Origin of the sequence: Arthrobacter sp. TMP15 (assembly GCF_039529835.1) — a bacterium.
Taxonomy (GTDB): domain Bacteria; phylum Actinomycetota; class Actinomycetes; order Actinomycetales; family Micrococcaceae; genus Specibacter.
This window is the reverse complement of record NZ_CP154262.1, coordinates 2,720,097-2,732,653: the sequence shown is the minus strand read 5'-3', so window position 1 is coordinate 2,732,653 and position 12,557 is coordinate 2,720,097. Positions and strand designations below refer to the sequence as shown.

The window sequence follows — 12,557 nt, the reverse complement described above, 5'->3', positions numbered from 1 at the left end:
CTTCTTGGATTTCCTGGGCTGCGTGAATGGGTGCCGGAGTTGCGGACTCCTGATTGGGAAGGCTCATCTCTGTGCCACTTCTTCCTCTAATGCCGTGAGTTGCACGGCCATGGACAACATGTCTTTTTCAGTGGTTGGTGCTTCGCCTAGCAGCAGCGCATGCACTTGTTGGTGCTTGCGCCCGGTAGCGGTGGCCACCGCTTCCACCACGGCTGTTGGGTCAGCAGAAATACCGAGTCGGAGCTGGCGAGCCAACCGGGTTAGCGTGCCGTGCTGGAGTGTGCGCGCGGCCGTATCGGTAGCCCTTGCGTTCTGGTAGAGCCGGGCCCTGCCGGAGAGGGTTTCGGAGGCCTTGACAATGACGGGAAGAGGCTCGCTCACCAGTGGCCCATACCTTCGCCCACGCCAGAGCATCCCAAGTGTGGCAACCAGTAGCAGCCAGGCTGACGCTGGAAAGATCCACTCGGGAGTAAATTCGGAAAGCGAAGGCTGCTGCTTCGCCACGGGAATGTCCTGCACGGAGGCTGTGTACCAGAGCAGGTTTGGTGTACTTCCCAGCAGTGTGAAAGTCAGTGCAGCGTTGCCACGATTAGCAAGATTTTGGTTAATAACGACGCCGGGATTACCCAACACGGCGATCTCACCTGAGCTGTTGGTCGCCAGGTAGCCGCCTGCAGCACTGTGTTCATCGGAACTAAAACACGTCTCGGTGCCTGTGTAGAGGCGGTGCGGAACGTTCGCTGTACTAGCTGGAGATCCAGTGGCCAAAGATCCAGTGGCAGGGGAACCTCCGTCAATGGTTCCTGCAGCCAGCGCAGCCGGGTTGGTGCAATGGGCGGCAACTGATGGCGTGCCAGCCGTTGTGCCTGTGCTGGAAAGCTCGGAACTTAACTTCTTCACGGCTAGCGGGCCCGGTGTAATTGCTACCAATTTTCCGCCCCAACTCTGCACCGATTCTGAGAGTTCGGCTGTTTTTTCGGGGGTGAGGAGATTATTCGGATCGTAGAAGAGCACTGTGCTGTTGCCATTCCCATTGGCGGCCAGTGCCAGGTTGGTTTCTGTGAGGGAAGCAGTAGAGGTGACATTGACGCCTTGGTTGCGCAGCACCGAGGCCGCGGCCTGCGCTCCTGCTGGGGCGGGATTGGTGATTGAAAGCGTTCCCAAGGAACGCTCGCCAGTGCCGGCAAGAATGACTCCAAGCAGTGAAAGGACAATGAAAACAACAGCGCAGAGCAACCAGAATTTATACTTCTTCCACCATTGGCCTGCTCGTTGAGCTGTGCTGAGACTCTCTGCACGAAACACGCTCGGATCGCTGTGGGCGGAGTCCAGCGGTGTGTCCGTTCGGTAGGTTCCTTTGGTGGCGCTCATAGCTGCGCCTCCTGGAATCCCCGGGAATATAAGGGTTTTGTCCGAGCGACGGCATGGTCAGTGCCTACTAATTCCTCATACATTTCTCGCGTGGGCGGCACATGACCGTAGCGCACGGCGTTGAACAGTTCGGCGCTGTGGCCCAGTAGGCCGCCCTGTTGTGGGAACGCCAGAATTAGTTCAGCCATGATTTCCACGGCTGTGCGGCCTGGGGCGGTGATGCTCACGTCCCGCTCCTCGGCAGCACGAACAATGGCCCGAAACTGTTCGGTGACGGCGGTGTTGAAGTCCGCTTCACGTGCCGCATGCTGTGCCAGTGTCCGGTGCTGCTCGGCGGTCAGTAAGAGCACATCGGCAAAGACAGGCTCCTGGGCAGCATTTCTTCTATTGAGCCGGGGCCTGATGATAACAATGATGGCAATAATGGCCACTATTATCAGGCCGGCCACAATGGCCAGGCCCGTGTGACCGCTGGCAACACCGACGTTGTTCAGTAGTTCCTTTAGTGCTTTGGTGATGAGCGCCGCGAGCTGTTCTGCCCACCCTGGCTTGGCATCCTGATAAACCTTTTGAGCCAGTTCATCCTGCGCCCACCGCCGAGCCTCCTCGGCATCAGGGGTCACCGGAATCTCGGCCACGCACATGGCGGTTCCAAGCAGTGTCAAGACCATAGGGGAAGCTGCCTACGATCCGTAGTTTCCGGGCTGGTATGGCGTTTCTACACCAGTAGTGCCGTTTGAATTGCCGTACGTTGTATTTCCGTAGGGGGCAGAGTTTTCGCTCACTAAAGCGCCAGGAACAGGCGAACCGGGGATTCCGCCGTCGTCCTTGCCTGTTTCCGATTCCTTGAGCAAAGCAATGTCAAAACCATCTCGGCGCATGCGCAAGTCCACGTAAATCAGCGCCATGACACCGGTTTGGAAGGCCAGGGTCACCGCTCCAACCACCGCGCTGACAATACTTGTTAGGGCCTGGGAAATGAGCAGCACCGTGATGGTTTGATCGGTGGTGGGCTCACTACCGAGCATCAGTGGCATGACAAAGCTGACCAGCATGCTCACAGGTGTGGTGATAACCCCGCCAATGATGCCGGCGATGAGAGCGGCCAGAAACGAGGTGCCAAAGGTCCGCCACCAATTTCGCTTCGTCAGCTGCCAGGAACGCTTGATGCCGGCGATGGCACCCACATTTTCAACAACAATGGCGGCCGGGGCAAGCAGGACCTTGGTGCCAATCCATACGGCCAGCACCACGAACGGCAAGCTCAGCAGTATGGACAAGGCAATGACACCTAAAATTGCTGAACCCGAATCCTGTGGGTCCAATGCCACAATCAGTCCCACAACGATTGCTGCGTAGGCCGCAACGGCCACAACGGTGGCAACCGCATAGAGGACGGCCAGCAGAAGTAGGCTGCCCACTCGTGGTTTAGTCAGGCGCCACATTTGCCCGAAGCTGGTTTTACGGTTCAACACCGAGCGCAGCACCGGTACCACCAATGCGCCCTGTAGAACCATCTGGATCAGCACGGCAAGGAAACCGGTGAGCAGCATAGAGAGCGAGAGCGTGAGTAATCCACCGCCCAGAGCTTCCATAGCCGCGGGATCGTTGCTCTGTAGGCTGGATTCCATGTCGAAAATATCGGTCATGAAACGGCCGAAGATGATGAACATGACGGCCATCGTCACAGCAACCGTGGCAAGTTGGAAAATTAATGCTGAGCCAAACATGGCTTTTCCATTGCGGCGAGCGGCTTGAAACGCGCCATCCAAAATTTCGCCCAGGCCCAAGGGTCGCAAAGGAATCACACCAGGTTTTGGCGGTGGCAGATAATTGTTGAAACCGGGAGCCATACCGGGCTGGCCGTACTGGGGCTGGCCGTATTGGGGTTGGCCATACTGCGGCTGGCCCCATTGGGGTTGCTGAGGCTGAGAGTATTGGCCCCATTGAGGTTGCTGGGGTTGCTGGGGCTGTTGCCCAGGGTGCGGCGGTTGCTGACCCTGCTGGCCCCATTGGGGTTGCTGAGGCTGAGAGTATTGGCCCCATTGAGGTTGCTGGGGTTGCTGGGGCTGTTGCCCAGGGTGCGGCGGTTGCTGACCCTGCTGGCCGTATTGGGGTTGCTGGGGCTGAGAGTATTGGCCCCATTGAGGCTGCTGAGACTGCTGCGGCTGCTGCGGCGGCAGCGGGGGAGGCGGCGGTGACTGTCCCGGCTGGGGGCTCTGGCCCTCTGGCCCGCTCTCTGGCTGCTGTGGTTCCTGTGGCATCATGTTCCCCTCAAAGATTCCCCCGTTAAAACTCCGGTGGCGCGAATAACTGCTGATCTTTACCGCTTGATTGCGTGTGTCACCGCGATCACCGGCCAAGAAGCCCGTTGTTCTGCCCCGTCCATCATCAAACCCTATCGGGAACAGCCAAATATGTTCTGTGAATACCCTAGGTATTGGAAAAAATTTAGCCGTTTGGGTACTGGAGCCGAGCCGATCTGCCCTTTTCAGGACCCGTTCACGGCTCAGCGCAACCGGGCCAAATCCGAAGCTGCGGCAAAGGCCTAAAAGAACATGGGCCCCACGTCTCATTGTGCTGGCAGACGTGGGTGAAAAGTTAGTGGACAGCAAGGATACGCAAGCGCTGCCAAAACCAGGAAATATGGACCCAAAAATCGAGAAGTGACACCCCCGGTGGAGCGCCGATGGGGACATTGCGAAGGTAATAGGCAAATATAGAGGTATGAAGGCACGCATTTTAGTTGTTGACGATGACGAGGCGCTATCCGAAATGATCGGGATAGTGCTCCGCAATGACGGGTTCGACCCCGTTTTTTGCGCTAACGGAACAAAAGCACTTGAGGTATTCCAAGCAAGCAACCCAGACTTGGTCTTGCTTGATTTGATGCTGCCCGGAATGGACGGCATAGAAGTGTGTCGGCTTATTCGTGCCGAATCGGATGTGCCTATAGTGATGCTGACGGCCAAATCTGACACTTCTGATGTTGTCCGCGGTCTTGAATCAGGTGCCGATGACTACGTCGCCAAACCCTTCAAGCCCGCTGAGCTGGTTGCTCGTGTCCGTGCACGGCTGCGCCCGGGGGACGTCAAGGCTCCTGAAACGCTGGTAATCGGTGAGATCACCATTGATGTGGCAGGGCACTCGATTCACCGGGCAGGTGAAAAGGTTTCGCTGACCCCTCTTGAGTTTGACCTCTTAGTTGCGCTTGCCCGCAAGCCCTGGCAGGTTTTCTCCCGTGAGCTGTTGTTGGAACAGGTGTGGGGCTACCGGCATGCAGCGGACACTCGGCTGGTCAACGTCCATGTGCAGCGTCTGCGCTCCAAGATCGAGCGTGATCCGGAAGCCCCCGAGGTAGTTCTTACCGTTCGTGGTGTGGGCTACAAGGCCGGGAATTAAGCGCTGACGCTCATGCGCCGTCGGTGAGCTAACTATGAGTCAAGACCAGGGCAGGAACGACGCCGTTATGCAGCCTCCTGTGGAAGCCCCACCCAGTGCTGAAACTGGTGGGCAAAACGATGGCACCGCAGCGCCCAAAAACTCTTCTGGAACACCCCTTGAGAATCAGCTGCACATGATTATGAGCAAAATTGGGCTTGGCCTGCGTACGGCAGGAGGGGTCCTGTGGTCCTTGGCAAAGAAGTTTCGTCGTGCCTGGTCAAAGCGTTGGCGCACATCGCTTCAGTTCCGCACAGTGATTACCACGTTGCTCATTGCCTCGGTGGCGGTGGTTGGAGTGGGAGGTTATCTTGCCGGGCAGATCTCCAATGGACTTTTCAAAGAACGCCTCACGCAGGCTCAACATGAATCCGCCCGGGGTGTCACCCAGGTGCAGCAGGAATTTTCCAATGCAAGTGTGAGCGACCAGCCCGGAGTTGCCACACTGGTCAAGGACACGTTGAAGCTGCTCGAAGTGGGCGGCGCGGATGACAACCGCAAGTACTTATTGGCTAAAATCCCTGGCCAAAACAGTAAGTTGGCTGTGGTGTCATCCGACTCCGGCGGGGTGACCACGGCCATCATTCCCAACGAGTTGCGAGCGTCGGTCCAAGCTGATCCAGATGGCCAATATTGGCAATCGATAGCACTGCCCACTGGCAGCTCCGGGGTGCATTCAGCCGTGGTTGTAGGCGGCCAGGTTGAGCTGTTAAAAACCAACTACGAGTTGTACATGATCTATGACCTGAACAGCGCACAAGTGACATTGGATTACATCCAGTCCGTGTTGTGGTTGGCAGGCGGCATCCTGCTGATACTTATTGGTGTGATCATTTGGTATGTGACTCGTACGGTGGTGAACCCGGTCAGCCAGGCCGCGGCCGTTTCTGAGAAATTGGCTGCCGGCGAGCTGGAAGAACGCCTCGTCGTCAAGGGTGAAGACGAGATGGCCAGACTGGCAACCTCTTTTAATAAGATGGCCACATCCCTACAGGATCAGATCGTGGCATTGGCAACACTCTCGGAGATGCAGCAGCGCTTTGTCTCGGATGTTTCTCATGAGTTGCGGACCCCTTTGACAACTGTCCGCATGGCGGCACAGGTGCTCTTTGATGCTCGTGATGAGTTTGAGCCCATCTACAAACGCTCGTCCGAGCTACTTTTCCATCAGGTTGAGCGCTTTGAGTTGCTCTTGGCTGACTTGCTGGAGATATCCCGCTTTGACGCCGGCGTGGCAGATCTAGACGTGGAGTCGCTGGATATTTTCTCGGTTATCCATTCTGTCATTGACGGTGCAACACCGGTGGCAGAGGCTAATTCAACGGAACTTTCCGTTGTGACTCGTCTGCGAAACCACAAGTGTGTGGTTGAAATGGACTCTCGCCGAATTGATAGGATTTTGCGGAACTTGGTGCTGAACGCCGTGGAGCATAGCGAAGGTAAACCGGTGAAGATCTTTGTTTCTGCGGATGAGAGCGCCGTCGCAATCGCCGTGCGGGACTACGGCATTGGCATGTCGCCGTCCTCACTTGAACACGTATTTTTTAGGTTCTGGCGTGCCGACGCTGCGAGAGCTCGCACCACCGGAGGGAGCGGGTTGGGTCTCTCGATCGCCATGGAGGATGCGAAATTGCATGATGGTTGGCTTGACGCGTGGGGCATACCGGGTGAAGGTTCGTGCTTCCGGCTGACGCTTCCGCGACGCAGAGGCTACGTACTGGACCATTCTCCTGTCCCCTTGCCCCCTGACGGTGGACGAGCCGGTTATTCGGTATCACTGGCCACCGGGCCGGTACTCACCGAAACCGGGGCCATGCGTGTTGTTGGAGCACTGGGTGCCTTGAAGCCGCCTTCCGGGCATGTATCCATTGGTAGTTCACAGGCACACAAGACTGAGCTGGGCCATTCTGAACGGACCGGTTCAGGGAGCTCCAACTCGGAGGCAGAAGAGCTGTGATGACCCGTTTTTTGAACTCATTCCAACCGGACCCCCGGCTAAAATCGCGCCGATACGGAGCCGTACCGAGGCGGCACTGGCTGGCCGCGGGGTGGGTGATGGCCGTCGTCGTGCTCCTGGCCATGGCGGGCTGCGCAACCATTCCCACCCACGGCCCGGTGGGCAAGAGCGATCCGTTGACGCCGCGCAATAACTCCGTTTACATTGATTTTGAACAATTTGCCCCCGGGGATGGCGCTTCCCAAGAGAGCATAGTTAGAGGCTTCATTGAATCCGGTACCGGTATCACCGATGATTTCCAGGTGGCGCGGCAGTATTTGGCACCGAAGCTTGCACAGTCCTGGGCGCCTGATAAAAGCACCCTTGTCTACAAGGACACATTCTCGGTATCCCCGGGGGCGGAGAAAGACACTTTTGTCCTAACATTTGATGTAGTTTCAACTGTGGATGCCACGGGTGTGCTGACCCCGGCTAAAGAGGGTGCCACAGAGAGTTTGAATATGAAGCTGGTGCAGGTTGATGGCCAGTGGCGCATTTCCGAGGCCCCCGACGGCGTGGGTCTGACTCAAGCGAACTTTGAAACACTTTTCAGCCCGCTGGCACTTTATTTCTACGACCCCACCTTCACTTATGGAGTGCCGGACATTCGGTGGCTGGTCAGCAGGTCCTCACGGACCACAACCACCATCGTGAAGGCCATGCTCAGTGGCCCGGCACCCTATTTGCGTGGCGCGGTTGTTAGTGCTTTTCCAAACGGAATCTCCCTTGAGCGGGATTCTGTGCCCGTGAACAACGGTCTGGCCAAGGTGGGGCTGAGCGCAAAGGCGCTACTGGACACCAGCGTGAAGCAGCGCCAACAAATGCACGAACAGCTTTTGGTGACACTGCAAAAGAGTCTGAACACAGTCACTGAGGTGCAATTCTTGGCCGATGACAGACAAGTGGACATGGGCGGAGCTACCGATGATCTCAGCGCCATGGTCATCGATAGTTCGGTATCAACCGCTCAGGTGGCACTGGCCAAAAATGAGCTTGTCACTTTCAACGGCACCAAGGCAGCACCGATTCCAGGGATGGTCTCGGTGGCCGCGTTGGCGCCTGCAACGCCGGCAATTTCCTATTCGGGTAAGGAATTTGCTTTCAAGTCCGGCGCCGGAAACCAGATTTACTCGGTGGTGCCAGGTCAACAGCCCGTTGTTGCCGTTGCGGGGGTGGCGCTGACACCACCATCCTTTGCTCCCAACGGCTGGCTTTGGTCAGCTGCCGGGGACGGCTCCGGCGATGTGATTGCCATTAACCCGAACGACGACGGGAAAATGGGCCCCCCTGTCCTACTGCGCGTTCCTTGGTTGGTTGGTCAGGAAGTGAGCACCCTGCGGATTTCACGGGACGGTACAAGAGCGCTGGTGATCTCCCAGTCGAACGGTGTAAGCCGGGTCAGTATCACGGGGATTTTTAAATCTGGAGATGTCCCGAAGGAACTAACTCCACCCCTGAACCTGCCGCACACCGGGACACCAAGCCTGGGTGTGTGGACGGGAGAGTCCAGCGTGGCTGTGATGGCGCCGTCGGCCGCTGATCCGGTGACCATCGAGATCCTCGATCTAGCCCGGGGCCCGCAAAAACTGGACGAACTGGTGGGCCTTGAATGGCTCACCGCCGGTTCAGGGTTGCGGAACATCCATGCACAATCGGCCGCCGGATACTTCGCAAATGTCTCCAGCAGCTGGGATCTGATAGCGAAGGACCTCAGGCAGGCGTCGTTTGCCGGGTAGCTGAGTAACTGAGTAACTGAGTCGCTGAGTGGCTGAGTAGGTGGGCGGCTCTGCAGCTCGGCGGCTCGGCGGCTCGGAAGTGCAGGAATTGGAGGAGGTGACCCTGCATGCGAAGAACGCATCAGCCACCAATTCCCCCACAGCCGTGCGTGGGGAGTGAGTGGTCCACAAAGGATAGCGGGTAGCTTTCCTGAAGGCTCTGGCAGGGCCACGATGTTGTTATGGATAGTAACTACCAAGGTGCGCAAGAACTGGGCTTGGCGCCGCTTCCGGTGACACATAAGGGGCGCGCTACCTCGCGTTGGCTACGGTGCTTATTGTGGTGCGGGGTGGCATGGAGAGATTTTCTCTATCTGATTTTGCCCGCCGAGTGTGTTGTCTGTGAGCGTGAAGATCACTCCCTGTGCCCCGCCTGCGCAAGTGCGCTGCGTCGCCAAACGGCCTCACCATTCAGGGCCGAGGACGCCGCTGACGCACTTGTGAGCGTGTTGGGTGATTGCCAACTCCCCGTGGTTGCTGCCGGTGAGTACAGGGACACGTTGGCGGCGGCCATCCTGGCGTACAAAAATCATGGCCGAACGGAATTGCGCGCACCATTGAGCCGGTGTCTGGCACGAGGACTCTGGTATGCATTGGGGAACATTGCCCTGTGCCAGCCAATACTTGCCAAGGGGAATTCTCCGGGGCAGCTGTGGCTGGTTCCGATCCCCAGCACGGGAAGTGGTTGGCGGCGCCGAGGCTATGACCCTGTAGCCCTGCTACTGCAATCGATGGTGCGAGAGGGCAGAGTGCCGCCGGCAGTGGTCATTGCCCCGGTATTGGGTATTAGGGCAAAACTCCCGTGGCACCGACGGCACCAGAAAGGGCTAGGGCGGGCGGCGCGTCGGCGCAACGTCCGTAACACGATGAAAATTCACCGGAGAGGTGGCCGGAATTTTCGGCTATCAGCGAATCCGTGGAGCCAGGGGGTGGTGCTTGTTGACGATGTGCTCACTACTGGTTCAACTCTTCGTGAAGCGGCTAGAACACTAGAACAAGCGGGATTGAAGGTGCGTATGGCGGTAGTCTTGGCAGCGGCCCGGGCTCCGGATTACAGCTCCAAAAACGTGGGAGCGAAAGGACTCGCCGAAAATAGTTTGGTCGTAAAAGATGAATAAAACCGGACGGTGAACTAACGTAAGTAAACGGGTACCTCTTCAAGAGGAAACCGCCCGTCGGAGGTCGGTTTGCAGCACCGATTGCTAGCCGGCCGCCGTGTCACCGAAGATGTTTGGAGGGCACCATGGAGTTCATGATCACCGGCCGCAACTTGAGTGTTTCGGATCGTTTCCGCGAATACGCTAGCGAGAAGCTCGGGAAGATCGAACAGCTGGCCGACAAGGTTCAGCGCGTCGATGTGAAGGTTTCCAAGGAAAACAAAGCTGCAGATGCTCCACTCACTGTTGAAGTCACGGTTCTTGGCCGTGGCCCCGTGATCCGGGCTGAAGCCGACGCATCGGATAAGTTTGCAGCGTTTGATCTGGCCTACGGAAAATTGTTTGAGCGGCTCCGTAAGGCCAAAGACAAGAAGACGGACCATCACAGCAAGCACGGAGTCAGGTCAGTCAGCGAGGCTACTGCATCACTAGTTCCCGTGAGCAGTTCCGAACCGATCTACGCCCAAACACCTGCGGAGCCAGTCGCAGAAAAGTCGCCCTACGATATCGAAAATGATATCCCTGCAGGCGATTCACCCGTCTTGATCCGGCGCAAGGTGTTCCCAGCAACGGCACTATCCCTTGACGACGCAGTGGACAACATGGAAATGGTGGGTCACGATTTCTACCTCTTCGTTGACTCCGCAACGGGCATTCCCTCTGTGGTTTACCGCCGTAAAGGCTGGACCTACGGTGTCATTTCCCTCGATGACAACGCCAAGGGTGCCGAGGAAATCTCCGCCTACCGTTCACCCGATGAGCCAGCCCGCGTCTAAGTAATTTGGTTGAAGATTTTTTGAAGAAGTGAAGCACTAAAATACAACGCCGGCACTAAAGGCGGGGTTCCACTCCCACCTTTAGCGCCGGCGTCGTACTTGCTAAGGCAGAAAACTAAACCAACTGTGGTGCGCTCAGATGCCCGCCGGTTCGTGAGCGATGAGATATTTGCGTCCTGCCACAATGACCACAGCACTGACAATCACCATGGCGGCAGCCGTGTAGAACGTGATTGAAGAGTTGGTGTATTCGGCGATCTTGGTGGACAGAAACGGTGCCAGCGCCCCACCCATCCAACGCACAAAGTTATAACCGGCGCTAGCCACAGGGCGCGGGGAGTCGGAAACGGACATGGCCATTTCTGTGAACAGGGTGTTGTTGATTCCAAGGAGGGCACCGGAAACAACTGTGAGAACTACTACTGTGCTCACCGAGTGTCCGGCTGCAAGAGCCAGGCCAAGCAAAATGATTGCCAGAGCAATCAGCGAACCCGTCAATGCGCCCACGGCCCCGAAGCGACGCTGCACAATCGGTGCTACGAAAACTGAGAACACGGCCACGGCCACGCCCCACCCAAAGAACACCGCACCAATCCCGTAGGCATCAAAGCCTAGGATGAAAGGCACGAACGCCAGGATTGTGAAAAATCCGTAGTTGTAGAACAAGGCACTGCCGGCTGTTGTCCGTAGGCCCTTGTGGCCCAAGGCAATAAGCGGGTCGCGCAGCCTGGTTTTCAGGGCTGGAGTTGGGGTTTTGGGAAGCAGGATCATGATGAGAATGAAAGCCACGGCCATGGCCGCAGCCGTGCCAAAGAACGGTGCTCGCCACTGCCAGCCACCTAGCATGGCTCCCATCAGCGGGCCAAGTGACAGGCCCAGACCCAAGGCGGCTTCATACAAGATGATGGCGGTTGCCGCTCCGCCGGAAGCCACACCCACCATGACTGCCAAGGCTGTTGCTACGAAGAGCGCGTTTCCTAAACCCCAGCCGGCGCGGAAGCCAACCAGTGCATCGACGGTGTCAGATAACCCTGAGAGACCAGCGAAGATGACAATAATTCCCAAACCCAGTAAGAGGGTACGTTTGCCGCCTAGCCGTGAGGACACAAAGCCTGTGACCAGCATGGCGATGGCAGTAACAAGGAAGTAGCTGGTGAACAATAGCGAAACTTCGCTGGCGGTGGCCTGCAGATTTTCTGCAATGGCGGGCAGAATGGGATCAACCAGGCCAATGCCCATGAACGCGAACACCGATGCTCCGGCAACTGCCCACACAGCTTTGGGCTGATGAAGCATGGACTGCTTTTCTTTCGTGAGCGTTAATTCCTTCTCGCTGGCAGTTGTATCTGCCGTGTTCGCTTGCACTTCTACTCCTAGTTTGTTGAGGGCAATGGTGGTTTGTTAGTACTTGTTGCTGCGGATTCGTTGTTCGCCGGTCAAGCTCCGCGGGGAGGCCACTTGCTCAGGGGGATAAAGCCTCGTTGAGTTTGGCAATGGCAGGGATAGCCCTGTCGATCGCTTGACGTTCACTGGGGAGCAGGAACGCAAATGCTGCGGCAACTTCCTTATTGCGCCGCAGGTTTGCGGCCTCTAGTTTGTGCCTGCCCAAAGTGGTGAGCCGAACTTCCACTACACGGGCATCATGATCATTGGGAGTCCGCTCCACAAGACCGTTCGTGGCGAGTTTGGTGATTTGCTCCGTTGCGCTGGGAACGCGAATGCCAGCGTTCCGGGCAATATCGCTGACCCGCAGTGGCTGACCGGCAAGCATATTCAGTGTGCTGACCTGGCTTGTGCTTAAGTCCCCGTCAGCTTCTATGGCGCGCACTACGTAAACTGCCTGACGCAGTATTTCCCGGTAGCGGGCAGCTAAATCCAAAGCTTCACTGTTACTCATGCTTAGGTAGCCTAATAGTTAGGTTACCTAAGAGTCAAGTTTTGTGTCTCGAAACAAGCACTATCGAGTGTTGCTCGAGTTCCCGGCTTGGTGAGAAAGATGCCCAAGTTGCACGGCTGAAGGTTCCGCTGGGGGAGAAATTAA

Annotated in this window: 10 protein-coding genes; 5 read left to right on the top strand and 5 right to left on the bottom strand. The window is 57.1% G+C overall.

Annotated features, from left to right (window positions below; all coding sequences use genetic code 11):
* Positions 1-63: 63 nt before the first annotated feature.
* From AAFM46_RS12205 to AAFM46_RS12195, 3 genes are read right to left on the bottom strand one after another with little or no spacing between them, the layout of a single operon-like run.
* Entirely contained in the window at positions 64-1,371 is a 1,308-nt protein-coding gene (locus AAFM46_RS12205; protein WP_343318049.1) for a DUF4350 domain-containing protein, read from the bottom strand.
* Complete coding sequence (locus AAFM46_RS12200) at positions 1,368-2,042, bottom strand: DUF4129 domain-containing protein (RefSeq protein WP_283528449.1); 675 nt, start codon at positions 2,040-2,042, stop codon at positions 1,368-1,370. Before AAFM46_RS12200 ends, AAFM46_RS12205 begins: the two co-directional genes overlap by 4 nt.
* 12 nt (positions 2,043-2,054) lie before the next feature.
* On the bottom strand, positions 2,055-3,179 hold the full coding sequence (locus AAFM46_RS12195) for a hypothetical protein (RefSeq protein WP_343318047.1): 1,125 nt from the start codon (positions 3,177-3,179) through the stop codon (positions 2,055-2,057).
* Between the two features lie 919 nt (positions 3,180-4,098).
* On the opposite strand from AAFM46_RS12195, the gene mtrA reads away from it, so the two are divergent.
* The 5 genes from mtrA to raiA all read left to right on the top strand — a co-directional run bounded on the left by mtrA (position 4,099) and on the right by raiA (position 10,516).
* Entirely contained in the window at positions 4,099-4,773 is a 675-nt protein-coding gene (gene mtrA / locus AAFM46_RS12190; protein WP_283528444.1) for an MtrAB system response regulator MtrA, read from the top strand.
* A gap of 34 nt (positions 4,774-4,807) precedes the next feature.
* On the top strand, positions 4,808-6,769 hold the full coding sequence (mtrB, locus tag AAFM46_RS12185; protein ID WP_343318046.1) for an MtrAB system histidine kinase MtrB: 1,962 nt from the start codon (positions 4,808-4,810) through the stop codon (positions 6,767-6,769).
* Positions 6,769-8,544, top strand: a complete 1,776-nt coding sequence (locus tag AAFM46_RS12180) for an LpqB family beta-propeller domain-containing protein (protein WP_343318045.1) — start codon at positions 6,769-6,771, stop codon at positions 8,542-8,544. The genes mtrB and AAFM46_RS12180 overlap by 1 nt, the downstream gene beginning before the upstream one ends.
* 221 nt (positions 8,545-8,765) lie before the next feature.
* The gene (locus AAFM46_RS12175; RefSeq protein WP_343318043.1) at positions 8,766-9,701 is read left to right on the top strand and encodes a phosphoribosyltransferase family protein; all 936 of its coding nucleotides are present in this window, start codon (positions 8,766-8,768) and stop codon (positions 9,699-9,701) included.
* Between the two features lie 125 nt (positions 9,702-9,826).
* Positions 9,827-10,516 carry a ribosome-associated translation inhibitor RaiA gene (gene raiA, locus AAFM46_RS12170; protein ID WP_283528435.1) on the top strand — a complete coding sequence of 230 codons (690 nt, stop codon included), beginning with the start codon at positions 9,827-9,829 and terminating at the stop codon, positions 10,514-10,516.
* Between the two features lie 135 nt (positions 10,517-10,651).
* Here raiA and AAFM46_RS12165 read toward each other — a convergent pair whose 3' ends face one another.
* On the bottom strand, positions 10,652-11,881 hold the full coding sequence (locus tag AAFM46_RS12165) for an MFS transporter (protein WP_343318040.1): 1,230 nt from the start codon (positions 11,879-11,881) through the stop codon (positions 10,652-10,654).
* Between the two features lie 97 nt (positions 11,882-11,978).
* A complete protein-coding gene (locus AAFM46_RS12160) occupies positions 11,979-12,413 on the bottom strand; it encodes a MarR family transcriptional regulator (RefSeq protein ID WP_283528431.1) in 435 nt (144 codons plus the stop codon).
* Positions 12,414-12,557: the final 144 nt, after the last annotated feature.